General features: G+C 37.4%; 20 protein-coding genes, 1 riboswitch and 1 other annotated feature. Of the genes, 9 read left to right on the top strand and 11 right to left on the bottom strand.

Annotated features, from left to right (window positions below; all coding sequences use genetic code 11):
• The first annotated feature begins 72 nt into the window (after positions 1 to 72).
• Positions 73 to 822 carry a cyclase family protein gene (locus ACFCT9_RS10110; protein ID WP_412521663.1) on the top strand — a complete coding sequence of 250 codons (750 nt, stop codon included), beginning with the start codon at positions 73 to 75 and terminating at the stop codon, positions 820 to 822.
• A 467-nt stretch (positions 823 to 1,289) separates the two neighbouring features.
• Here the strand turns inward: ACFCT9_RS10110 and ACFCT9_RS10105 are convergent, their stop codons facing one another.
• The 10 genes from ACFCT9_RS10105 to rpmH form a co-directional block, all read right to left on the bottom strand.
• Positions 1,290 to 2,450 carry an aminotransferase class I/II-fold pyridoxal phosphate-dependent enzyme gene (locus ACFCT9_RS10105; RefSeq protein ID WP_412519041.1) on the bottom strand — a complete coding sequence of 387 codons (1,161 nt, stop codon included), beginning with the start codon at positions 2,448 to 2,450 and terminating at the stop codon, positions 1,290 to 1,292.
• An 82-nt stretch (positions 2,451 to 2,532) separates the two neighbouring features.
• Positions 2,533 to 2,644: riboswitch (SAM riboswitch) on the bottom strand.
• 99 nt (positions 2,645 to 2,743) lie between these two features.
• Positions 2,744 to 3,682, bottom strand: a complete 939-nt coding sequence (locus tag ACFCT9_RS10100; RefSeq protein WP_412519039.1) for a hypothetical protein — start codon at positions 3,680 to 3,682, stop codon at positions 2,744 to 2,746.
• An 11-nt stretch (positions 3,683 to 3,693) separates the two neighbouring features.
• Positions 3,694 to 4,617 carry a hypothetical protein gene (locus tag ACFCT9_RS10095; RefSeq protein ID WP_412519037.1) on the bottom strand — a complete coding sequence of 308 codons (924 nt, stop codon included), beginning with the start codon at positions 4,615 to 4,617 and terminating at the stop codon, positions 3,694 to 3,696.
• 214 nt (positions 4,618 to 4,831) lie between these two features.
• The gene (locus ACFCT9_RS10090) at positions 4,832 to 5,794 is read right to left on the bottom strand and encodes a hypothetical protein (protein ID WP_412519036.1); all 963 of its coding nucleotides are present in this window, start codon (positions 5,792 to 5,794) and stop codon (positions 4,832 to 4,834) included.
• A gap of 123 nt (positions 5,795 to 5,917) precedes the next feature.
• Positions 5,918 to 6,760 carry a nucleoid occlusion protein gene (gene noc, locus ACFCT9_RS10085; RefSeq protein WP_412519034.1) on the bottom strand — a complete coding sequence of 281 codons (843 nt, stop codon included), beginning with the start codon at positions 6,758 to 6,760 and terminating at the stop codon, positions 5,918 to 5,920.
• Positions 6,761 to 6,806: 46 nt separating this feature from the next.
• On the bottom strand, positions 6,807 to 7,529 hold the full coding sequence (gene rsmG / locus ACFCT9_RS10080) for a 16S rRNA (guanine(527)-N(7))-methyltransferase RsmG (RefSeq protein ID WP_412519032.1): 723 nt from the start codon (positions 7,527 to 7,529) through the stop codon (positions 6,807 to 6,809).
• Complete coding sequence (gene mnmG / locus ACFCT9_RS10075) at positions 7,530 to 9,404, bottom strand: tRNA uridine-5-carboxymethylaminomethyl(34) synthesis enzyme MnmG (protein ID WP_412519030.1); 1,875 nt, start codon at positions 9,402 to 9,404, stop codon at positions 7,530 to 7,532.
• Between the two features lie 16 nt (positions 9,405 to 9,420).
• On the bottom strand, positions 9,421 to 10,800 hold the full coding sequence (gene mnmE, locus ACFCT9_RS10070) for a tRNA uridine-5-carboxymethylaminomethyl(34) synthesis GTPase MnmE (protein ID WP_412521662.1): 1,380 nt from the start codon (positions 10,798 to 10,800) through the stop codon (positions 9,421 to 9,423).
• 133 nt (positions 10,801 to 10,933) lie between these two features.
• Complete coding sequence (gene rnpA, locus ACFCT9_RS10065) at positions 10,934 to 11,287, bottom strand: ribonuclease P protein component (RefSeq protein WP_412521661.1); 354 nt, start codon at positions 11,285 to 11,287, stop codon at positions 10,934 to 10,936.
• Between the two features lie 143 nt (positions 11,288 to 11,430).
• Positions 11,431 to 11,568, bottom strand: coding sequence for a 50S ribosomal protein L34 (rpmH, locus tag ACFCT9_RS10060; protein ID WP_000240855.1), 138 nt, complete (start codon positions 11,566 to 11,568; stop codon positions 11,431 to 11,433).
• A gap of 644 nt (positions 11,569 to 12,212) precedes the next feature.
• Here rpmH and dnaA point away from each other — a divergent pair.
• From dnaA to gyrA, 6 genes are all read left to right on the top strand, one after another.
• Positions 12,213 to 13,577 carry a chromosomal replication initiator protein DnaA gene (dnaA, locus tag ACFCT9_RS10055; protein ID WP_412519028.1) on the top strand — a complete coding sequence of 455 codons (1,365 nt, stop codon included), beginning with the start codon at positions 12,213 to 12,215 and terminating at the stop codon, positions 13,575 to 13,577.
• A gap of 257 nt (positions 13,578 to 13,834) precedes the next feature.
• Entirely contained in the window at positions 13,835 to 14,971 is a 1,137-nt protein-coding gene (gene dnaN, locus ACFCT9_RS10050; protein ID WP_057510713.1) for a DNA polymerase III subunit beta, read from the top strand.
• A 369-nt stretch (positions 14,972 to 15,340) separates the two neighbouring features.
• A complete protein-coding gene (gene yaaA, locus ACFCT9_RS10045; protein ID WP_412521660.1) occupies positions 15,341 to 15,550 on the top strand; it encodes a S4 domain-containing protein YaaA in 210 nt (69 codons plus the stop codon).
• The gene (recF, locus tag ACFCT9_RS10040) at positions 15,547 to 16,659 is read left to right on the top strand and encodes a DNA replication/repair protein RecF (protein ID WP_412519027.1); all 1,113 of its coding nucleotides are present in this window, start codon (positions 15,547 to 15,549) and stop codon (positions 16,657 to 16,659) included. Before yaaA ends, recF begins: the two co-directional genes overlap by 4 nt.
• A gap of 12 nt (positions 16,660 to 16,671) precedes the next feature.
• Positions 16,672 to 18,600, top strand: coding sequence for a DNA topoisomerase (ATP-hydrolyzing) subunit B (gene gyrB / locus ACFCT9_RS10035; protein ID WP_412519025.1), 1,929 nt, complete (start codon positions 16,672 to 16,674; stop codon positions 18,598 to 18,600).
• Between the two features lie 61 nt (positions 18,601 to 18,661).
• Positions 18,662 to 21,346 (top strand): DNA gyrase subunit A, encoded by a 2,685-nt coding sequence (gene gyrA / locus ACFCT9_RS10030; protein WP_412519023.1) that lies wholly within the window; start codon positions 18,662 to 18,664, stop codon positions 21,344 to 21,346.
• Between the two features lie 93 nt (positions 21,347 to 21,439).
• Here gyrA and ACFCT9_RS10025 read toward each other — a convergent pair whose 3' ends face one another.
• Entirely contained in the window at positions 21,440 to 22,258 is an 819-nt protein-coding gene (locus ACFCT9_RS10025) for an NAD(P)H-hydrate dehydratase (protein WP_412521659.1), read from the bottom strand.
• Positions 22,259 to 22,690: 432 nt separating this feature from the next.
• On the opposite strand from ACFCT9_RS10025, the gene hutH reads away from it, so the two are divergent.
• Positions 22,691 to 24,205, top strand: coding sequence for a histidine ammonia-lyase (gene hutH, locus ACFCT9_RS10020; RefSeq protein WP_412519021.1), 1,515 nt, complete (start codon positions 22,691 to 22,693; stop codon positions 24,203 to 24,205).
• An 89-nt stretch (positions 24,206 to 24,294) separates the two neighbouring features.
• Positions 24,295 to 24,498, top strand: a binding site (T-box leader).
• A 99-nt stretch (positions 24,499 to 24,597) separates the two neighbouring features.
• Entirely contained in the window at positions 24,598 to 25,884 is a 1,287-nt protein-coding gene (gene serS / locus ACFCT9_RS10015; RefSeq protein ID WP_412519019.1) for a serine--tRNA ligase, read from the top strand.
• Positions 25,885 to 26,120: the final 236 nt, after the last annotated feature.

The raw sequence follows: 26,120 nt of genomic DNA, 5'->3' as shown, positions 1-26,120 counted from the left end.
CCGCAGTCTTAAAGCTCACTCGTCAGTCCACTAACAATCAGCCCTACAATTTTAAGCAGTCATGAGGTGTTAATAATGAGTTATCCTTTATGGGATCAGCTGAAAAGTCTGAAAGAAAGCGAATGGGTCGACTTAACGCATACTTTTGATGCAGACAGCCCACATTTCAGCGCATTAGAAGCAGCATATATTGATACAATCAGTACCGTTGCAGAAGATGGTTATTTCGTACAAAGATGGAGTGTTGCCACACAATACGGCACACATATTGATGCCCCCATCCATTTTGTCGAAAACAGAAGATATTTACATGAATTAGATTTGAAAGAATTAGTGTTACCGCTCATCGTGTTGGATTATTCGAAAGAAGTTGCGGAAAACCCCGAATTCCGTTTAACACGTGAACACTTACTTGAGTGGGAAGCACAACATGGCCGTATCGAACCTGATACGTTTGTCGCATTCCGCAGTGACTGGTCACACCGTTGGCCGAATGTGGAACAATTTGAGAATAAAGATGCACAAGGTAATCCTCACGCACCCGGATGGTCTCTCGATGCATTACAATTCTTACTTGAAGAACGCGGCGTACGCTCAGTCGGTCATGAAACATTCGATACAGACGCTTCCGTTGATGTCGCAAAACATGGCGACTTAATCGGTGAACGTTATGTACTCGGTCAAGACACGTACCAAATTGAGCTCCTAACGAATTTAGACCGCCTTCCAGAACGAGGCGCAGTGATTTATACAATTTGTCCAAAACCGGCAGATGCGCCAGGATTCCCGGTCCGCGCATTTGCGATTAAACCAAACGCATAACATGGACCAAGCGATCATCCATATTATGCAGCCATTATTAAATTTAGAAAAGCGAAACTCCTTTAAAAGTTAAAGCTATGAGTAAATACTATAAAAGTTGGCTACGTTGCCCTGGGTCCACAGGAATTGGGGCAATGAATCGCCACTGTTCTTAACCCGATAAGAACAATTCTTTTCATAAACGTTTACTATTTTGAACCCGATACAAAATAGTAAGTAAATTCCGATTACCCACTCTCCCGATAATGGGTAATCACTATACTCCTTTTTACTACTTATAAAAAGCACTGAATATAAAGTAAATGTCCCACCACCCCGTGAACAAAAGACTTTATATTCAGTGCTTCATTTTGTTTAAAAAACCAAAAATAATAGCCGATTGTGCTATAACACAACCGACTATCCTATACATCTAAATTATACATGCCCTTGAATTTTAAAATTTAACAGCTTACTTAAAATAATCATTATTCATTGTACATTTTACTTAATGATTTCAACCGCTTCGCCGCTTCCTCTAATTGCTCGTCATCTAACGCAAGAGATACCCTTACATAATGACGGCCATTTTCACCAAATGGAATACCTGGGGCTACTAAAATAGATTGGTCTTGAAGCAAGAATTCCACAAATTGTTCCCCATCATAGCCTTTTGGTGCTTTCAGCCATAAGAAGATTCCCCCTGTCATCGGTTCATACGGAATATTTCCTTCATCTAAAATAGCTGTAAAGCGATCTCGGCGCGCTTTAAAGACTTCACTTTGTTTATCTAGGAAATAATCATAGTTATTTAACGCAAATGTTGCCGCATCTTGGAGTGCGCCACACATACCGGCATGATGATGTGTATGATATTTCTTCAATGCTTGAATCACATCTTTGTTGCCGACTGCGAAACCAACACGATAACCAGACATATTATAGCCTTTAGAAAGTGAATACACTTCGATTGCGACTTCTTTACCGCCAGCTGTTTGTAGAATACTCGGATTCTTATGATCAAACCCGAACGCAGCATAGGCAAAATCATGAACAATTTTCGTTTCTGTCCCTCTGAATTTCTGAATGACATCATCAAATACATCTTGTGTAACTGTTGAGCCTGTTGGGTTATTGGGATATGTTAAATAAACCAGTTTAGTCTGACTTAAGACTTCCTCGGGTACTTTATCAAAGTCAGGTTGGTAATTTGGCGGTGTTAATTCTAATGCATAGGGTTTCGCATCTGCGAACAACACTCCTGCTAGGTAGTCTGTATAACCTGGATCTGGAAGCAAGACATAATCTTCAGGGTTAACGATACAATTAGGTAAACCGACTAATCCATTCTTGGTACCATATAGAATACATACTTCATCATCTTTATCTAATTCAACGTTATATTGACGTTTATAAAAATCAACTATTGCTTGTTTAAAGCTTTCTTTACCATGAAATGCGCCATATTTTTGATTCTCCGGCACACGTAGCGCGTTCGCAAATTCATCGACAATTCCTTTTGGCGTTTCACCATCTGGGATACCTACTGCCATGTTGATGAGAGGAAGCGGACCATGTTCTATCTTTCTCCCCATTGTTTTTCCGAAATAACTATCTGGTATGTTCGCTAATCTTCTTGAAATAACCATTAAAAATTCCCCCTCGTTTAATAAACCTATAAAAAAAGCTATACACCACTCCATAAGTGACATATAGCAGCTATGTATATGGCACCTATCTTTCAAGTCATACTTGTTGGATGTAGCACAGTCAGACTCAAACATTGAATCCTCTGTTGCTGAAGCGTCATTGGGCCAATTCCCTCTACTTCTCTTGATAAGTTTTAATGAATTCTATTGTACTAAAAATTCTGACATTTTTCAATTTAAGTTGAAATGAAAAACTCTATAGCTCGCTATCAGCCATAGAGTTAACATCTCTCTTATTCAGGTTGTCCTTTTGAATCAAACTTCTCAACGGATCCGTCTGAATGTACAATATACGAACCTGCTAAATCACCTGATTTATCCACAAATGAGAAGCCCCATTTACCACCCTCAAGTTGTTCAGGTTCTTTATACGTATAAGTGCTTGTATCTAATTTATGTCCTTCAAACTCTTCTACTTTATCAATAACATTCGCACGTGTGACTGTGCCCTCTGAATTCGAATTTTGTTTTGTGTTACTTTCAGAAGAAGAAGCAGACTTACTGCTTGTTCCTACTTCAGGCGTTTCACTAACCGAAATCATATTTACCACTTTAGAGAAATTTGGATTATCCTTATATTTTTCATACAAGTCTTTAAGATTATAGATTTCGCCATAATCTAATAGTTGTTGATACGTATTCGTTCCTTTTTCAGGCATAATAATGATTTGTGAGTCTGTCATAGCCATCATTGTCAGATAGTTGCCTTTTGATTCATATGTTTCATAAACATCCATATTAGATGGTTGACCTGGTACTTGTCCGTCAAATGTTCTTTGAAATTTAATAATTTGAACTGATTTTTGTATCCTATCAGTATTATCTAATTTCGTATAACTATGATTTAATAATTCCTCTGCAGAAACGGTTGTTTCTGCATACTTTGAATGACCCACCGCAAACATTGCTAAAGCAATTTTATCTTTGTTAGTCAGTTGATTAAAGCTTTTGATAGTATGAGCGCTTTTCTCTGATTTGGAATGGTCATATCCACTATTCTTTTCTGAAGCTCCTTCATTATTGCTTGGTTTTTCAGAAGTTTTGTTATCTTTATGCTGCGCTTCTTGTTTAGTGTTTTCTTTACTGCCAGATGATTTATTGTCACTATGACCGCATCCTGAAAGGAATAAAGCTAGTGTTGCCGAAGCAGCAAATAAATACTTCAATTTCATCTGTTGTCCTCCTATTCAGGTTGGCCTTTTGAATCAAACTTCTCAACGGATCCGTCTGAATGTACAATATATGATCCTGCTAAATTACCTGATTTATCCACAAATGAGAAGCCCCAGCTTCCATCACTTTTTTGTTCAGGTTCTTTGAACGTATAAGTGCTTGTATCTAATTTATGACCTTCATATTCTTCTACTTTATCAATGACATTCGCACGCGTTACTTTGCCTTCAGAAGAAGATGCGCTATTATCACTGCTACTGCTTGATTCATCTTCTTTTGGTACAGGTTCAGGTGACTCACTAATGCTAATTAGGTTCGCTACTTGTTGGAAATTTTCGTCTTTATATTGATTATAAAGCTCATTCACATCATACAATTTTCCAAAGTTTACTAAATCTTGATATGGATTAATCCCTTGTGTACCTGAAACTAAGACTTGTGTATCACTAATGCCAATAACAACAACTGCAGGGAATTTAGAGTCATTTGAATCATAAAAAACCATATTTTGAGGTGCATTTGGAATATATCGAGATACATCTTTAATTTTAGATAATTTTAATTGTTGAATATCTCGTTGTTGTGGTCCGCCATTCGCATTTTGAACATAGCTATGGTTCAACAACTCACTAGGAGTGACCGTAAATTTAGCTGACTTCGGCGCATATAATGCCAAAGCAACCTTTTCCTGAGGCGTAAGCTGGCTTACTGGTTTAACATTTGATTTTGATTCTTTTTTAGCTTCTGAATTTTCATTAGATTGATTTTTGTTAGTTGAGTTTGAACTTGATTCTTTTTTCTCAGTTTTTTGGTTATCGTCTTTTTTTGTCTTTTCTTCGTGCTTTGTTTCGTTATCAGATTTTACTTGTGAACCGCAACCTGCCAGTAAAATTGAAAGTGCTGCAGCGGCAGTCAATACATGTTTAAATTTCATAGATAGTCTGCTCCTCTTTGTTTATTTGAATATATAATTTCATTATATAGAAGCATCAGGACACATGTTGTCCTAAAGTAAAAGAAAGCATGAAAAAAACCACTCGCAACGAGGCGAATGGTTTTTAACGTTTATAAACTTTGATTAAAATTTCAAAATAATCATCGTGAGCGCGTTTTTTTCAACACGTATACTACTTTGTTTATCATTTTAACTATTTACTGTATTCTAATTTAAATACTTTTCCATCTTGATACACTGTATATTCACAGTCCAAACTCGTCGCATTTTTTTCTTTTAATATGACTTGCGCAACATCATTATGATTTCCCTTATTCACAGATACATCATATTTATTAGTGTCAATTGTATGCCCATCGTACGCTTCTATTAATTTTAATACAGTCTTAGTGTCTTCATCATTAAGCTTTTCAAATGAAGTGTACTTACTAATATTTAATATCTTTTGCTTTTGTTCTGTACTTGAAGACGCACTATCCGCTTCTTTAGAAGATGATGCATTATATCCCTCTGGATATCTCACTGATTCGCTTACTTTAACTAAACTTGCGACCTTTTTAAAGTTTGGATTATGCCCATATTGTTTATATAAGTCTTCAATATTAAATATATGCGTAAATGGTTCTTTTAACACCTTTTCATACTCTACTGGATAATTTGTGCCGGTAATTATGATTTGATTACCAGCTAAACCATACAAAGTAGCACCTCCTCCTCTTCCTTGGACAGGTTCATAGAATTTAACACCTTGAGGTATATTAATAATTCTGTCAGGTAAAGCTTTGTTTAATTGATATGTTTGTATAGGTACCGCTTCAAATGGTGCCGGTTTTGTATAGTAATGCTGTAATAACTCATCTGCTGTTACCATCATTGATTTTGCTTCTGGCGCAAACATTGTTAAAGCTATTTTCTCATTGATTGTTAATTGGCTGACTGCTTTCTCTATTTGTTGTGCATCTTTGTTTGCTTCATTTTCTTTATTGGTAGTTGATTTGTGTTCGCTTTTTTTATTGTCCGTTTTACTTTTTGCCTCTTGTTTTGCAGAATCGTGTTGTTTGTCATTGTGCTTTTCATTTTGATTGTCGTTGTGACTACATCCAGCTAATAAAAGTGTAAGTGCTGCAGCTGAAGTGAATAAATGTTGTAGTTTCATAGATGTCTTAATTCTCCTTTACTTCAGATATCCCATACTTTTCTATTATATACAAAAAACGTTTAGTTGTTCACTTTTTATCTGAGTAAATAAAAAAACCACTCGCAACGGGGCGAATGGTTGTTAACGTTTATAAACTTTGATTTTAATTTCTAAATAATCATCGTGATCGCGTTCTTTTTGTTCAACACGGATACCGCTTTGTTCGATAGTTTCAAAGCTGTTTTGTAGGGTTTCTCGTGCTTTCGTCAAATCTTTGGCGAATTGAAGCGGCACAGCTTTTACCTTTTCAGGTCCTACTTTGGCTTTGACTCTCGCTTCTGTTTGTTTCACGTTCAAGCGTTGATCAATAATAATTTTGACCATTTCTTCTTGTTCTTCGTGAGATAAACTTAACAAAGCGCGTGCATGACGTTCTGTAATCTTGCCTTCTGAAAGTTTCGCAAGCACTTTAGGCGCAAGTTTCAGTAAACGTAGTTTGTTTGCGATAAAGCTTTGGCTTTTACCGACACTTTGAGCTAATTCACTTTGTGTCGTATCTCCAAGCTCTAACAGCTTTTGATAAGCTTCCGCTTCTTCAACTGCTGATAAATTCTCACGTTGAATATTTTCTATTAAAGCGACGACTGCTGTTTCTTCATCTGTCATATCGCGAATAATCACGTCTGCATAAGCCATATGAATACTGCTCATAGCTCTGAATCGACGTTCACCGGCTATGATTTCATACATACCTTCTTCAATCGGTCGTACCACAATCGGTTGCAGCAATCCATGTTCTTGAATGGATTCCGCAAGTTCATTAATCTTGCTTTGATCAAAGACTTGTCTTGGTTGATAGCGGTTCGGCACAATTTTTTCAATTTGAATGGATTCAACATGATTATTGCGTTCATCTTCAGTAGCGCCTGTCATTTCTTCATCTTTATTTGTTAAACCGAATAGTTTAGAAAAAGGCTTTTTCATTCCGCAATCTCTCCCTCTAAATATAATTATATACTAATATTTATTTTTATTTTAGTAAAGGAGATTTATTAGGCGTACCGGCTTTTCTCGGATACTTTTTAGGTGTTTTACTACGCTTCTCAATGATAATAATTTGACGTTCACCTGCATCTTCAGGAAGCTCAAATGTTTCAACCGCTTCAACTCTTCCTCCGAAGACACCAATCGCAAAGCGTGCTTCTTCTAATTCTTCTTCACCTTTAGAAGACTTCATCGCTACGAAATGACCGCCTGTTTTCACTAACGGCAAGCACAGTTCACTTAATACTGTCAGGCGTGCAACTGCGCGCGCCGTTACAAGGTCATAAGACTCCCGGTTGTCTCCACGAGTGTTACCAAAGTTCTCTGCACGTTCATGTACAAAGCTGACTCCTTGCAGTTCTAAAGCATCCGCAAGATGATTTAAGAATTGGATACGTTTATTCAACGAATCTACAATTGTCACTTTTAATTGCGGAAAGACAATTTTTAATGGGATACTTGGGAACCCGGCACCTGCACCAACATCACAGATACTAAGTTCTTTTGTCATATCCACATAGAATGCCGCAGTAATCGAATCATAGAAGTGCTTCAAATACACTTCTGATTCGTCTGTAATGCTTGTTAAGTTCATTTTTTCATTCCACTCTACAAGCATTTCATAATAAGTTTGAAACTGTTGTTTTTGTTGGTCGTTCAATGTAATGCCATGTGTTTCTAGCTTGTCAGCCAACCATTCAACACTCATTTATTTCACCCTTTCAAGCTTACCTTGTTCTAGATAGATCAGTAAAATTGAAATATCAGCAGGATTAACGCCTGAAATACGTGACGCTTGTGCAATGTTTAATGGTTTAACTTCTGCTAATTTTTCACGTGCTTCACTTGCTAAGCTGTCAATTTTACTATAGTCCAAGTCATGTGGAATTTTCTTTTGTTCCATACGTTTAACTTTTTCGACTTGTTGTAATGATTTATTGATATAACCCTCATATTTTGTTTGAATTTCAACTTGTTCTTCTACAGCAGCCGGAATTTGATGTTCTTCTTCTAAGATATCAAGAATTGCTTGATAATCCATTTCTGGACGGCGTAATAATTCAATGGCTAAAATACCATCTTTTAATGGAGAACCGTTGCGTGATTTAATCACTTCTTGTGTGTGGTCATTTGGTTTAATACGAATATTAGATAAACGGTCAATTTCCGCTTGGATTTGATCACGTTTTTCATTGAATCGTGCATAACATTCTTCTGAAATTAAACCTAATTCATGACCGAGGTCAGTCAAACGGAGGTCTGCATTATCATGACGTAATAATAAACGATATTCTGCACGTGAAGTTAATAGACGATATGGTTCATTTGTACCTTTAGTAATCAAGTCATCGATTAAGACACCGATATATGCATCTGAACGGCTTAATACTTTTTCGCCTGTACCTAATACACGGCCTGCCGCATTAATACCAGCCATTAAACCTTGACCAGCCGCTTCTTCATACCCTGAAGTTCCGTTAATTTGTCCTGCAGTATATAAGTTTTTGATTTTTTTCGTTTCAAGTGTCGGCCATAACTGTGTCGGTACTAATGCATCATATTCAATCGCATAACCTGCACGCATCATGTCTGCTTTCTCTAAACCAGGAATGGTTTGCAGCATTTCACGTTGTACATGTTCAGGCAAGCTTGTTGAAAGTCCTTGAACATAAACTTCATTCGTGTCACGGCCTTCTGGTTCTAAGAAGAGTTGGTGACGTGGTTTATCGTGGAAACGCACGTATTTATCTTCAATAGATGGACAATAACGTGGCCCTTTACCTTTGATCATACCTGAGTACATCGCTGAAAGATGTAAGTTATCATCAATCACTTGATGTGTTTTATCATTTGTATAAGTTAACCAGCAAGGTAATTGATCTAAGATGTATTCAGTTGTTTCGAAACTGAATGCACGTCCGACATCATCACCAGGTTGGATTTCTGTTTTATCATAATCAATTGTTTTTGAGTTCACACGCGGCGGTGTACCTGTTTTGAAACGTACTACTTCAAAACCAAGTTCACGTAAATTGTCCGCCAGTGTAATAGATGGTAATTGGTGGTTAGGACCGCTTGAATATTTCAAGTTACCTAAAATAATTTCACCACGTAAGAATGTACCTGTAGTAATGATGACTGCTTTTGAACGGTATTCTGTACCGATATTTGTACGCACACCTTTGATTTCGTCATCTTCAATAATTAATTCATCTACCATCCCTTGCATGATATGCAAGTTTTCTTCATCTTCTAATACACGTTTCATTTCACGTTGGTATAACGCTTTATCTGCTTGTGCACGTAACGCACGTACTGCAGGCCCTTTACCTGTATTCAACATACGCATTTGAATATGCGTTCTATCAATTGTTTTTGCCATTTGGCCGCCAAGTGCATCAATTTCACGTACAACGATACCTTTAGCCGGTCCGCCTACTGACGGGTTACATGGCATAAAACCAATATTATCTAAGTTAATTGTCAACATAAGTGTGTTAGCACCGCGTCTAGCAGAAGCTAATCCTGCTTCAATACCAGCATGCCCAGCACCGATGACAATTACATCATAATCCAAAGCCATACTTTGTCCTCCTTTATTATTTTCCGAGACAGAATTGACTGAATAACTGATTAATCAATTCGTCGCTTGCAGAAGCACCAATAATCTCTCCTAAAATTTCCCAAGTTCTTGTTAAGTCAATTTGAACCATATCCATAGGAATACCAGCTTCTGCTGCATCTATTGCATCTTGTATCGAATGACGTGCTTGTTTCAGCAATGAAATATGTCTTGAGTTTGAAACATAAGTCATATCTTGGTTTTGAACTTCACCGCCGAAGAACATGTCACGAATTTGTTCTTCTAATTGATCAATGCCTTCTTGTTTTAACATTGAGGTTTCAATGACTGGCATATCTCCAACCATATCACGAACTTCATCTAAATCAAGACGTTGTTCTAAGTCTGTTTTATTTACAATAACAATCGCATCTTCGTTCTTGATGACTTCATATAATTTAACATCTTCTTCAGTTAATGCTTCATTATAGTTTAAGACAAATAAGATTAAATCTGCTTCGCTTAAAGCTTTGCGTGAACGTTCCACACCGATTTTCTCTACAATGTCCTCAGTCTCACGGATGCCTGCTGTATCGACGAGACGAAGTGGTACACCACGCACATTGACATACTCTTCTAAGACATCCCGCGTAGTTCCTGCAACTTCTGTAACAATCGCTTTATTATCTTGAATCAAGTTGTTCAACATAGAAGACTTACCGACGTTAGGCTTACCGACGATAACGGTTGAAAGTCCTTCTCTCATAATTTTACCCTGTGTACCCGTTGCTAAAAGTCGATCGATTTCAGATTTGATTGCTTCTGATTTCTCTAATAAGAATTCAGTTGTCGCATCTTCTACATCATCGTATTCCGGGTAATCGATATTCACTTCAACTTGTGCTAGGATTTCTAAAATCGTTTGACGCTGACGCTTAATCATATCACTCAAACGTCCTTCAATTTGATTCATCGCAACTTTAGACGCCCTGTCCGTCTTAGAACGAATGAAATCCATCACAGCTTCAGCTTGAGATAAGTCGATACGTCCATTTAAGAATGCACGCTTTGTATACTCCCCTGGCTCTGCCATTCTAGCGCCAGCTGTCATTGTAAGTTCTAATACACGATTAATTGTTAAGATGCCGCCGTGACAGTTAATTTCTACGATGTCTTCTCTCGTAAATGTTTTTGGTGCACGCAGCACGGATACCATTACTTCTTCTACTACCTCGTTCGTTTCGGGATCAATAATATGTCCATAATTAATGGTATGCGAATCTACTTCAGCTAATGGTTTCTTTCCTTTATAAAGCTTATCAGTGATTTCAACTGCCTGACTTCCTGATAAACGGACAATACCAATCGCTCCCTCTCCCATTGGAGTAGAAATACTGGTAATTGTATCTAAATCCAACATGCTGCTTCGCCTCCTCTACTTAAATTTCTAACTCTATAATTGTAATGACTTTTATTGTAAATTGCCACATATGTGTTCGAATTCTATGGAGGTTAGACTTACGTTTGTCTGATGTAAGACTTCGGTTAGTCTATTTAATCCTCTTATTGAATAGTTTTGCAATTTTAAGAACGTGTTCTAAACTTTTCTGAATTTCCAATACCGTCATATCTTTTGCAGGTTGTCTTGCAATCACAATAATCTTTTTCGCAATCATATCATCTTTATGTACTTTAAAGTTTTCTCTGATTGCCCTTTTAATACGATTGCGTGTCACTGCATTGCCGAGTTTTTTAGAAACACTGATTCCCAATTGAAAATGAGTCAAATTTTTATCTGGCATGACATAAACGACAAATTGGCGATTTGCGAACGACTTTCCTTTTCTATAAATCGTTTGAAAATCGCTATTCTTTTTAATGCGATATGCTTTTTCCACTTCCATCACTCACTTATTTTTCTATTCTTGCTGCTCCCCTACCCTATCACCAAGTTCTAGTGTAAAGAATCAAAATTGCATATTCCAACCCGTGTATCTTTTTTTACCTGCATGAAAGCAAAAAAAAGACCACTGATAGGTCAGTGATCTTATGCTGATAAAACTTTACGGCCTTTACGACGACGACGCGCTAAAACTTTGCGGCCATTTTTAGTGCTCATGCGTTTTCTGAAACCATGAACTTTACTGTGTTTACGTTTATTTGGTTGATAAGTACGTTTTACCATGTAAAAACACCTCCATATCGAATCTATGTTCATTTATAGTCGCTTTCTCATCTTATCAATGTAATGAGAGTCTTGGAAAAGATCTGCATCTACAGCCTCATCTAATATAACCGAGATATTACAGTCTTCTACCAAGTATCACCGAAGTATTTCTACGGTGTCTGCGAAAGGTTAAGCATCTATATCAATAGGCTTACCTTACTTAGTTTAATTATCAATATCTTAGTCATAATTCAAGCAACTACTAAAATATAACAAATTCAACCTTATAAAGCAAGTACATTTTAAGGGGGATTTATTCAAAAAGTTATCCACTTATTCACAGATGAATAGTGACATTCTGTGGATAATTATGTTACTATACACAGACGTTTGCACATAAAAGTCACATATCCACAAGAGTTTGACAGGTAGAATTGTTAATAAGTATAATTGTGTGGATAAGTCTTGTAAGGTTCGATAAATAAACGTTTTATCACTAACAATTATCAACATTTTTTCTGTGTATAACGCAAAATCAACTAAAGTTATCTACCAATTGTGATTAACTTGTGGATAATGATTAACAACCTGTGTGGAAAGTTATCCACTGGGTGTGATTTTGTGTATAAGTCAAAAAAATTTAAAAGAAAGATGGAGTTTATATGTCAAAAGAAGAAATTTGGGAAAAAGTTCTTGAATTAGCTAAAAACGAATTGGCAGAAGTCAGTTACTCAACTTGGTTTAAGCCTCCAAAAACTCAGCTGATCGACATTGAAGAATCCGAAGCGATTATTTTAGTCGAAGATAACTTCATTCAAAATTTTCTAAAGAAGCAATACATGGGGATTGTAGAAGATTTGTTTGAAAAAGCGATTGGAACGCCGCTTAAACCTAGATTTGTCATTCAAAGTGATTTAACAGCTGATCAAAAACTTAAAGATGATCAAAAAGACAAACAACTTGAAAAAGAAACGGAAACACCTGCTTTCTTAAACAGCAGCGAAGATCAATTCAACGCACATAACACGTTCGAAACTTTCGTTATCGGGCCTGGCAACCGTTTCCCTCATGCAGCAAGTCTTGCAGTTGCGGAAGCTCCCGCAAAAGCTTACAACCCGCTCTTTATCTACGGAGGCGTAGGTTTAGGCAAAACACACTTGATGCACGCAATCGGACATTACGTCTTACAAAATAATAAAGATGCTAAAGTAATTTACACATCAAGTGAAAAATTCACGAATGAATTCATTAAATCAATTCGTGACAACGAAACGGAACAGTTCCGTGAAAAATATAGAAATATCGACGTTCTATTGATTGATGATATTCAATTCATTCAAAACAAAGAACAAACACAAGAAGAATTCTTCCATACTTTCAATGACTTACACCAAGCAGAAAAACAAATTGTGATTTCAAGTGACCGACCACCAAAGGAAATTTCAAAATTAGAAGATCGCCTGCGTTCACGTTTTGAATGGGGCTTAATCGTTGACATCACACCGCCAGATTATGAAACAAGAATGGCAATTCTGCAGAAAAAATTAGAGGAAGAAGATGTGGATATTCCATTAGAATCTTTAACCTATATCGCAAATCAAATTCAGTCGAACATTCGTGAATTAGAAGGTGCATTAACTCGAGTTATCGCCTATTCAAGATTGCAAGGTGAACCGATTACGACTGAACTGACTGCTGAAGCGCTCAAAGATATTATTCAAACACCGAAATCTAAGAAAATCACAATCCAAGATATTCAAAAAGTAGTCGGTCAATATTACAATGTGCGCCAAGAAGATTTCATTGCGAAAAAACGTACAAAATCCATTGCCTATCCGCGTCAAATCGCGATGTATCTTTCACGAGAACTCACAGATTTCTCTCTTCCAAAAATTGGAGAAGAATTCGGAGGCCGTGATCATACAACAGTGATTCATGCACATAGAACAATTCGGGTAGACATGGATAAAGATCCAATTTTCAAGCAAGAAGTAGAAAATTTGGAAAAAGAAATTCGAAATCAGTAAACATTTTAAAAACTTTACTAGCAATTCGGGTAAAAATAAGTGAGAAATCGACGCTGTTATAATACAGCAGCATAAACCGGTATTGTGGACAATGTGCAAAAGTTGTACACACCATACACAGATTATCCACATGTGTATAACTTTGCGCGACAAGGTTTTTACTCGGTTATCCACTTATCCACAGCCCCTACTACTATTACTACGGTTTTAAAACCTATATAATTAATTTATAAACGACTGGAAGGAGTTTAAAATTTATGATGGAATTCACGATTAAAAGAGACTATTTCATAAATCAATTAAATGACACATTAAAAGCCATTTCACCAAGAACAACATTGCCAATCTTAACGGGTATCAAAATCGATGCTAAAGAAGAAGGCATTATATTAACAGGTTCAGATTCTGAAATTTCAATTGAAATTTCAATCCCTAAAGAAGTTGACGGAGAAGAGATTGTAACGATTGCTGAAACAGGATCCGTTGTACTTCCTGGTCGTTTCTTTGTAGACATTATTAAAAAATTACCAGGCAAAGATGTGAAGTTATCAACAAATGAGCAATTCCAAACATTGATTACTTCAGGTCATTCAGAGTTCAACTTGAGCGGATTAGATCCAGATCAATATCCACTTTTACCTCAAGTTTCTCAAGATGACGCAATTCAATTACCAATCAAAGTACTTAAAAACGTGATTGCACAAACAAACTTCGCAGTGTCCACGTCAGAAACACGGCCAGTTTTAACAGGTGTGAACTGGTTGATTCAAGATAATGAATTAATATGCACTGCAACAGACTCACACCGTTTAGCAGTTCGTAAATTAAAATTAGAAGACGAAGACATCGAAAATAAAAATGTCATCATTCCAGGTAAAGCTTTAGCTGAACTAAATAAAATTGTCACTGATTCAGAAGATGACATTAATATCTTCTTTGCATCTAACCAAGTGTTATTTAAAGTCGGCAATATCAATTTCATTTCAAGATTACTTGAAGGACATTATCCAGATACTTCTCGTTTGTTCCCAGAGAACTACGAAACAAAAATTGAAATGAGCAATAGTGATTTCTATCACGCGATTGACCGTGCATCATTGCTTGCACGTGAAGGCGGCAACAACGTCATCAAATTAAGCACAGGCAATCAAGAAGTAGAACTATCTTCTACATCTCCAGAAATCGGTACGGTTAAAGAAGATGTTGATGCAAACAGTGTGGAAGGCAGCAGCTTGAAGATCTCATTCAACTCTAAATACATGATGGATGCTTTAAAAGCAATTGATAATGACGAAGTTGAAGTTGAATTCTTCGGTACAATGAAACCATTCACTTTAAAACCAAAAGATGACGATTCAGTTGTGCAATTAATCTTGCCAATCAGAACGTATTAATCTCAAAAATAAAAGGTGACATTCACTTTAAAAAACGGAAATCCTCTTTGCAGGGTTTCCGTTTTTTTATAGGCAGATACAAAATAAGTACATGAAATTCATTTTAAAGTGTCTCAGATGTCGCTGAATGCACTTTAAAATTATTTAGGATAAAAATATCGATGCGCTTAAAATGTTCAATGTCACCTTTTAAAATGCGAAAAATGAGCATTAAGCCCTCTAAAAAAATTAATTTCTGTGATTAACGTGAAAAAATGATGAGAAAACGCTAGATTTCAACCGTTCAAACATGAAATTTTTGTCGAAAAAAGGTATAATATATTAATGACCTTATAAAGAAATGGAGTGAGTGTGTTGACTGAAAAAATCATGGTTGAAGGTGACATTACTTTAGGACAATTCCTGAAAACTGAAGGCATTATTGAATCAGGCGGACAGGCAAAATGGTTTTTAAAAGAATTCGAAGTTTTCTTAAACGGTGAACGTGAAACACGTCGCGGTAAAAAACTCGAAGATGGCGATCAAATTGAAATACCTGAAGTGGGTTCTTTTGTAATTGCTCATCAAGGTGACCAATGAAATTAAATGCACTCCAACTTGAAAATTATCGCAATTATGAAGCAGTCGCATTGGATTGCCATCCGGATGTGAATATTTTGATTGGTGAAAATGCGCAAGGCAAAACTAATTTATTAGAATCCATTTACACACTTGCATTAGCAAAAAGCCATCGGACTTCAAATGATAAAGAGCTCATCCGCTTTGGGGCTGAGTATGCTAAAATAGAAGGTGAGCTGAGTTATAGACATGGAAAGATGCCATTAACCATGTTTATTACTAAAAAAGGCAAAAAGGTTAAAGTAAATCATTTAGAACAACATCGTCTGACACAATATATCGGACATTTGAATGTTGTTCTTTTTGCCCCAGAGGACCTGAATATCGTCAAAGGGTCACCGCAAGTCAGACGTCGCTTTATTGATATGGAGTTAGGTCAGATGTCTGCGGTGTACTTAAATGACCTGTCTCAATATCAACGGATATTGAAGCAGAAGAATAATTATTTGAAGCAGCTTCAGATTAAACAGAAAACAGACCGCACAATGCTTGAGGTTTTAAATCAGCAATTTGCGGAGTATGCGCTTAAAGTAACATTGAAACGTGCACACTTCATCGAGGAACTAGAAGTGCTTGCACAACCGATTCATGCCAGTATTACGGATAACAGAGAAAGCTTAGAGGTTAAATATCGACCAAGTTTGAAACTGTCTGATACTGAGGATGAAGCGGCTTTGTTTGAAGAAGTGCAGCAATTGATGGCTGACAATATGGATAGAGAAATAGAACGCGGCGTGGCACTTTATGGTCCGCACCGTGATGATTTAGGTTTCAACGTAAATGGGATGGACGCTCAGACTTATGGCTCACAAGGTCAACAGCGAACATCTGCATTATCAATTAAGCTGGCTGAGATTGAACTGATTAACAAAGAAGTCGGCGAATACCCTATCTTATTGCTTGATGATGTGCTGAGTGAATTAGATGACTCTCGTCAGACTCACCTGCTGAGTACAATTCAAGATAAGGTGCAGACATTTGTGACAACAACGTCTGTTGAAGGTATTGATCATGAAATTATGAAACATGCAAAACTTTACCGCATCAATCAAGGTGAAATTATCAAGTGATAGAAAGTGAAGGTGGAAGCATTGTCAGATGTGAACAACACGGAAGATTATGGTGCTGGACAAATACAGGTATTAGAAGGACTTGAAGCCGTTCGTAAACGTCCAGGTATGTATATCGGATCGACTTCAGAAAGAGGTCTGCACCATCTTGTATGGGAAATTGTAGATAATAGTATTGACGAAGCATTGGCTGGCTATGCTGATAAAATCGAAGTCATTATCGAAAAAGATAATTGGATTCGTGTAACAGATAACGGTCGTGGTATTCCAGTTGATATTCAAGAAAAAATGGGCCGTCCTGCAGTTGAGGTTATCTTAACTGTATTGCATGCCGGCGGTAAATTCGGCGGTGGCGGATATAAAGTATCAGGTGGTCTGCATGGTGTAGGATCTTCTGTTGTTAACGCATTGTCTGAAACATTAGAAGTGTTTGTACACCGTAATAATGAAATATATAACCAAGCATATAAACGCGGGATTCCGCAATATGATTTAAAAGTGGTTGGCGAAACAGAACATACTGGAACAGAAATCCGCTTTAAAGCTGACCCTGAAATCTTTACTGAAACAACAACATACCAGTATGAAATACTTCAAAAACGTATTCGTGAGTTAGCATTCTTAAATAAAGGGATTCAAATTGCTTTACGTGATGAACGCGGTGAAGAAGTAAGAGAAGACTCATATCACTACGAAGGCGGTATTAAATCTTACGTTGAGCTAATCAACGAGAATAAAGATCCTTTATTTGATGAGCCTGTTTACTTACATGACCGTAAAGATGACGTAGAAGTTGAAATTGCATTGCAATACAACAGCGGTTATTCAACTAATTTATTATCTTATGCGAATAATATCCATACCTATGAAGGCGGTACACATGAAGATGGCTTTAAACGTGCGTTAACACGTGTATTAAACAGCTATGGTATTCAACAAGGCATTATGAAAGATGATAAAGAACGTTTATCTGGTGAAGATACACGTGAAGGCTTAACAGCAGTTGTCTCAATCAAACATAGTGATCCTCAATTCGAAGGACAAACAAAAACTAAACTCGGCAACTCTGAAGTTCGTCAGATTGTAGACAGACTCTTTACAGAGGATATGGAACGCTTCTTGTTAGAACATCCACAAGTTGCCCGAATTATTGTTGAAAAAGGTATGATGGCTTCTCGTGCACGTATCGCAGCGAAAAAAGCACGTGAAGTAACACGAAGAAAATCAGCATTAGAAGTATCAAGTTTACCAGGTAAATTAGCTGACTGCTCAAGTAAAAACCCTGAAGAAAGTGAAATCTTCATCGTCGAAGGTGACTCTGCCGGGGGGTCTACAAAACTTGGCCGTGATTCAAGAACACAGGCGATTTTACCGTTACGCGGTAAAATCTTGAACGTTGAAAAATCACGTTTAGACAGAATCCTGAACAATAATGAAATCCGCTCTATGATTACTGCATTTGGTACAGGTATCGGCGAAGAATTCGATATTACTAAAGCACGTTATCACAAAATCGTTATCATGACAGATGCCGATGTGGATGGTGCGCATATCAGAACATTGTTATTGACGTTCTTCTATCGCTTCATGCGTCCGTTGATTGAAGCGGGCTATGTCTATATTGCACAGCCGCCTTTATTCAAATTGACGCAAGGGAAACAGAAATACTATGTCTTTAACGAACGTGAATTAGAGAAATTGAAATCTGAATTGAAACCGACACCGAAATGGTCAATTGCCCGTTATAAAGGTTTAGGTGAAATGGATGCAGATCAATTATGGGAAACTACAATGAATCCAGAGCATCGTTCAATGCTGCAAGTGACATTAGAAGATGCGATTGAAGCGGATTTAACTTTCGAAATGTTAATGGGCGATGTCGTAGAAAACCGTCGTCAATTTATCGAAGAAAATGCGGTTTACGCAAACTTGGATTTCTAATTTTGGAAGCTATGAATCAGCGAAACAGCTACGGAATTAATAACTTAAGGAGGCAATCTTGATGGCTGAATATCCTGAATCAAGAATAATTGAACGAAATATTAGTAACGAGATGCGTGAATCGTTCTTAGACTATGCGATGAGTGTTATCGTATCTCGTGCTTTGCCAGACGTCAGAGATGGTTTGAAACCAGTACATCGTCGTATTTTGTACGGGTTGAATGAACAAGGGATGACGCCTGATAAACCGTATAAGAAATCCGCACGTATCGTAGGTGACGTAATGGGTAAATATCACCCGCACGGTGACTCATCTATTTATGAAGCCATGGTACGTATGGCTCAGGATTTCAGCTATCGTTATCCTCTTGTAGACGGTCAAGGTAACTTTGGTTCCATGGATGGCGATGGTGCAGCTGCAATGCGTTATACAGAAGCGCGTATGACGAAACTTGCGACAGAATTATTAAGAGATATCAATAAGGATACTATCAACTTTATTGATAACTATGACGGTACGGAAAGAGAGCCGGAAGTCTTACCGGCACGTTTCCCTAACCTTTTAGTCAACGGTGCTGCAGGTATCGCAGTAGGTATGGCGACCAACATTCCGCCACATAACATGACGGAAGTCATCAACGGGGTCTTAAGTTTAAGTCATAACCCAGATATCACAATCGCAGAGTTGATGGAAGACATTACAGGACCAGATTTCCCAACTGCTGGTTTAATTCTAGGTAAGAGCGGTATCCGTCGTGCTTATGAAACAGGACGCGGATCAGTTCAAATGCGTGCACGTGCAGAAATTGAAGAGCGTGGGGGCGGTCGTCAACGTATCGTTGTGACTGAAATTCCATTCCAAGTCAACAAAGCACGTATGATTGAGAAAATTGCAGAATTAGTACGTGATAAGAAAATCGACGGTATTACAGACTTACGTGACGAAACAAGTTTACGTACTGGCGTACGTGTCGTGATTGATATTCGTAAAGATGCGAATGCGAGTGTTATTCTAAATAACTTATATAAACAAACACCACTTCAAACATCATTCGGTGTGAATATGATTGCCTTAATTAACGGCAGACCGAAATTAATCAATCTAAAAGAAGCATTGGTTGAATACTTAGAGCATCAAAAAGTCGTAGTGCGCAGACGTACAGAATACAACTTGAAGAAAGCGGAAGATCGTGCGCATATCTTAGAAGGTTTACGTATTGCGTTAGACCATATCGATGAAATCATTACGACAATTCGTGAATCTGATACAGATAAAGTAGCCATGGAACGTTTACAAGAACGTTTCAAATTATCAGAGCGACAAGCACAAGCTATTTTAGATATGCGTTTAAGACGTTTAACAGGTTTAGAAAGAGATAAAATTGAATCTGAATATAACGACTTAATTGCATACATCGAAGAGTTACGTGCTATTCTTGCTGATGAAGAAAAACTACTTCAATTGGTACGTGATGAATTAATTGAAGTCAGAGAACGTTATGGTGATGAACGTCGTACTGAAATTCAACTTGGCGGCTTAGACCAAATTGAAGATGAAGACCTTATCCCAGAAGAACAAATTGTAATTACATTAAGTCATAATAACTACATTAAACGTTTACCTGTTTCTACGTACCGTGCACAAAATCGTGGCGGTCGCGGTGTTCAAGGTATGAATACATTAGAAGAAGACTTTGTAAGTCAAATTGTGACGATGAGTACCCATGACCATGTATTGTTCTTTACGAACAAAGGTCGTGTCTATAAACTGAAAGGTTATGAAGTGCCGGAACTCTCACGTCAGTCTAAAGGTATTCCGGTTATCAATGCGATTGAACTTGAAAATGATGAAGCAATCAGTACGATGATTGCGGTGAAAGATTTAGAGAAAGAAGATGCTTTCTTAATCTTCGCAACAAAACTTGGTATTGTGAAACGTTCATCATTAAGCAACTTCTCACATATCAACCGTAATGGTAAAATCGCAATCAACTTCAGAGATGATGATGAATTAGTAGCGGTACGTCTTACAGACGGCTCAAAAGATGTCTTACTTGGTACATCACATGCATCATTAATCCGCTTCAAAGAATCACTTCTACGCCCACTTGGCCGTACAGCAGCAGGTGTGAAAGGTATTACCTTACGTGAAGGTGATGCAGTCATCGGACTTGCAGTCGCTGACGGTGATAGTGAAGATGAAGTATTAGTTGTCACTGAAAATGGTTACGGTAAACGTACGCCACTGGATGAATACCGTATTTCTAATCGTGGCGGTAAAGGTATCAAAACAGCCACAATCACTGAGAAAAATGGTGATATCGTCTGCATTACAACAGTCACTGGCGAAGAAGACCTTATGATTGTCACAAACCATGGTGTTATCATCCGTATCGATGTCGGCGACATTTCACAAAATGGCCGTTCCGCACAAGGGGTACGCTTAATCCGCTTAAGCGATGAACAATTTGTATCTACTGTCGCAAAAGTCCAAGAAGAACCTGAAGAAGTGTTAGAAGACGTTTCTGATGAAGAAACAAACCCAGGTGAAAATGGACCGACACCAACGATCGGTGAAGAAGTCGTAGAATCAGAAGATGATGACCGTACCATCCACACAGAAGCATTAGATGAAACTGTGGAAGAAGACGAAGAACGTAAAGAATTAAGACAAGACTTCATGGATCGCGTAAATGAAGATATTGAAAACGCAGATTCAGATGATGAAGATAACGAAGAAGAATAATAAAAAACAATAGATAAAATAAAAGCTTTCTGCAGAACCTTTAGGTTAAGCAGAAAGTTTTTTTTTATTACGCGTATTAGATTAAGTTCAAACTTATCTTTCTTCTAAACGTTTCATCGCATACGGGATTTCCGCAATTAAGTTTGAGGGTGGAACGACATACATGTCTTTAGATAAATGTTCACCAATATAACTATGGACATATGTGGCAGTTTTAACCGCATAATCAAAGTCATCAAACTGACCGATAAAACTAGTGATAATACCAGATAATGTATCACCCATACCGCCAGTTGCCATTGCAGGTGTACCAATATCTAGTTTATACGTGTTATCTTTTAAATAAATTTCTGTGCCATGTTGTTTTAATACAACTGCTGCGTTTAATTGATCAACGACATCACGGTTGCGTTCGTATTCTTGTTCTTCAATAGGAATACCGCTTAATCTTTCCCATTCCATTTGGTGGGGTGTGAAAACGACATTTTGACATTTTGGAACATCTACTTTTAACTTACTCATAATTGTGATCGCATCACCATCGACAATTAGGTTCTGATGCGGTTGAATGTTTTGAAGTAAGAATGTCATCGCATTATTTCCTTTGAAATCAAGGCCGAGTCCAGGACCGATTAAAATACTGTCAGATGTCTCAATTAATTTAGTTAACATCTTTGTATCATTAATATCTACAACCATCGCCTCAGGACAGCGTGAATGTAATGCAGCATGATTGGTCGGATGTGTTGCGACTGTAATCAAACCGCTTCCGCTATAGACGCATGCACGTGCAGCCATAATAATTGCGCCGCCTAAATTCGCGTTACCGCCAATTAATAGGATTCTGCCGTAATCGCCTTTATGTGTCTCGTTTTTTCTTTTTGGAATCGTAACATCTGTTAAAATTTCCACCATAATCCCTCCATAACCCATTCATTTTACACTTAAGCTTCATACAATGGAGCTTTAGGTTTTCGATGTATTGATTAGTTTTATTATTTAAGCACACCCGTATGAACAAGATGAGCTTTTTATACTGTTATTTTGATTGTTGCTCAATGCATTACCACATCTTATACCTATCGTATAGGTAAGTCAATACTTTACTTGATAAGTCTTAGTGAACGTTTTGTTAAGACTTGTGAGCAGCGTGTATGCTGATATTTGTTTCGCTTATTAAACGCGTATTTAGACCTGAATAGAAAGACGTTATTTAAATTTAGCGTGCTAAAATAGTGACGTGTTAACACGCTACGGCTTTGAGAAAATCTATTGTCCTTCTAAAAATGTAAGCGTATACTTGTGATAATTGTATACATTTATTTTACTGAGGGGGTAATTCAATTGACATTAGAATTAAACGGAGCTTCGCTCACAATTGAAGATATAAAGACATTTTTACACCAGCAAGATAAGGTAGCAATCTCATCTGACGCAATGGAACGCGTGAAGAAAAGCCGTGCGATTGTGGAAGATATTATCAACAACAAAGAAACGATTTATGGGATCACAACAGGATTTGGATTATTTAGTGATGTTTTAATCGATCCACAGCAATACAATCAACTTCAAGTGAATTTGATTCGTTCACATGCCTGTGGTACAGGGGATCCATTTTCTGATGATGTCGCGCTTGTGATGATGGTTCTGCGTTTGAATACGATGTTGAAAGGTCATTCAGGTGTAACGACTGATTTAGTCGATCAACTGGTTTACTTTATCAATGAACGTATTATTCCGGTTATTCCACAGCAAGGTTCTTTAGGTGCTTCAGGGGATTTAGCACCATTATCTCATCTTGCATTAGCCTTAATTGGGGAAGGCAAAGTGGTATATCAACAACAAGTACAAGACAGTGCCAATGTATTACATGAATTAGGACGTGAACCTTTAGCGTTATCAGCAAAAGAAGGTTTAGCATTGATTAATGGTACACAAGCAATGACAGCACAAGGTGTGATCAGCTGGATTGAAGCGGAAGCATTAGCGTATCAATCTGAATGGATTGCATCATTAACGCATCAAGCTTTAAATGGTATTACAGATGCATATCGTCCAGAAGTCCATGATGTACGTAATTTCCCAGAACAAAGTGCAGTGGCAGATCGTATGTTGTATTGGTTAGAGGATTCTAAATTAACAACGACACAAGGTGAAATCAGAGTACAAGATGCTTATACACTACGTTGTATTCCACAAGTACATGGCGCAAGCTTTGAAGCTTTAAAATTTGTGAAACAACAATTAGAACGTGAAATGAATGCGGCCAATGACAACCCATTAATCTTCCATGAAGATGATGAAACATTAGTCATTTCAGGCGGTAACTTCCACGGTCAACCTGTTGCGTATGCGTTAGATTTCCTAAAAATTGCGGTAAGTGAACTTGCGAATATTGCAGAACGTCGTTTAGAACGTTTAGTGAATCCACAATTAAATGGCGACTTACCTGCTTTCTTAAGTCCTGAACCAGGCTTGCAAAGTGGTGCGATGATTATGCAGTATGCGGCAGCAAGCTTAGTTTCAGAGAATAAAACACTCGCACATCCAGCAAGTGTAGATTCCATTCCTTCTTCAGCGAACCAAGAAGATCATGTATCTATGGGTACAATCGGTTCAAGACATGGTTATCAAATTGTAGATAATGCGCGTCGTGTGTTATCTATCGAATTGATTATTGCGTTACAAGCTGTAGAATTAAAAGGTATTGATCAATTGTCACCACGTTCTCGTGAAAAATATGAGACGTTAAGAAACATTACGCCATCTATTACAGAAGACCGTCAATTCCACCATGATATTAACCAAGTATCACGTTATTTACAGCAAGCAGCTTATACGGATGCAGAATGCAAATAACATGAATTTTTCTTGAATTCAGAAAAATTTTATATTTATGTTGCAATTTAAATAACTATTTGCTATAGTGAAGTTAAGTTCATAAGACATTGTTCGCAGGATAAGTAATCCTAGTTATTAATTCCAGAGAGCTTATGGTTGGTGTGAATAAGCAATTAAGACTACGTGACGAATCTACCTGCATTTGAGAGAACAACCGGTTTAACCGTTATTTTAGAGAGAGTGCAGTATATATCAATTTTTTGATTTATACTGTTAAATAGGGTGGCAACACGTAATACCACGTCCCTTGTAGGGGCGTGGTATTTTTTTATGCTTTTTCAGCTACCCGCACTATATTATTATTTTGATTTTAAATACCCCGACACTTATTTTGAAAGGATGACTGACACATGTTAGATATTAAATTGTTTAGAAATGAAACGGATCGCTTGAAAGAGAAAGTAAAATTACGCGGAATGGACCCACAAATTGTGGATACAGTATTAGATCTTGATGGTAAACGCCGTGAATTAATTGGTAAAGCAGAAGAAATGAAAGCTGAACGTAACCGAGTAAGCGGTGAAATCGCTGAGAAAAAACGCAATAAAGAAAATGCGGATGATGTTATTGAAGAAATGAGAAAACTTGGCGACAAAATTAAAGATATTGATACTGAGTTAAACGAAGTGGACAATGATTTACATTATAAATTATCTACAATCCCTAATATCATGCATGATGATGTTCCTGAAGGTGAAACAGATGAAGATAATATCGAAGTGAAAAAATGGGGTACACCTCGTGAATTCGACTTCGAAGCGAAAGCACACTGGGATTTAGTTGAAGAATTAGGTATGGCAGATTTCGAACGTGCTGCACGCGTATCTGGTGCACGTTTCGTCTTCTTAACAAATGAAGGTGCACAGTTAGAACGTGCGTTAATGAACTACATGTTAACAAAACATACAACACAGCACGGCTATACTGAAATGATGGTACCACAGCTTGTGAATGCGAATTCTATGTATGGTACAGGTCAACTTCCAAAATTCGAAGAAGACTTATTCAAAGTTGAAAAAGAAGGACTTTACATGATTCCGACTGCGGAAGTACCGTTAACTAACTTCTACCGCGAAGAAGTCTTGTCTGCAGATCAATTGCCAGGCAAGTTCACTGGACAGTCAGCTTGCTTCAGAAGTGAAGCGGGTTCTGCCGGACGTGATACACGTGGCTTAATCCGTTTACACCAATTCGATAAAGTTGAGTTGGTACGTTTTGAAAAACCTGAAGATTCTTGGGATGCATTAGAACAGTTAACAAGCAACGCAGAAGCAATCTTAGAAGAACTTGAATTACCATATCGTCGTGTCATTCTTTGTACTGGCGACTTAGGATTCAGTTCAAGTAAAACATATGACTTAGAAGTTTGGCTTCCAAGTTATCAAGACTACAAAGAAATCAGCTCATGTTCTAACATGACAGATTTCCAAGCACGTCGTGCTAACATTCGCTTCAAACGCGACAAAGATGCGAAACCTGAATTAGTTCATACATTGAACGGAAGTGGTTTAGCAGTAGGTCGTACGTTTGCGGCAATTGTTGAAAATTACCAAAACGCTGATGGATCAATTACAATTCCAGAAGCCTTGGTACCGTTCATGGGCGGAAAAGAAAAAATCGGCCCTGCAACAAAATAAATGGGATCATCGAGTAGTTGGAAAAACGAATTAAGATGATCCAACCTCGTTCCAATATATATATTTACCTACCACATGGACGCTATGCCTTACCAACATAGCGTCCTCTTTTTATTATATTTTATTATTTCCCATTTGATTATTTCCTGAAAAACAAAGAAAAACCGACTGCCCTCTAAGGATAATCGGTTGAAATAGAATATTTTGAAAGTGTTGATATTAAAGTGTTTGTAGAC

The organism is Staphylococcus simulans (genome assembly GCF_047037175.1).
Lineage (GTDB): Bacteria > Bacillota > Bacilli > Staphylococcales > Staphylococcaceae > Staphylococcus > Staphylococcus simulans_C.
The sequence above is the reverse complement of the archived record's forward strand: the minus strand, read 5'-3'. Positions and strand labels throughout refer to the sequence as shown.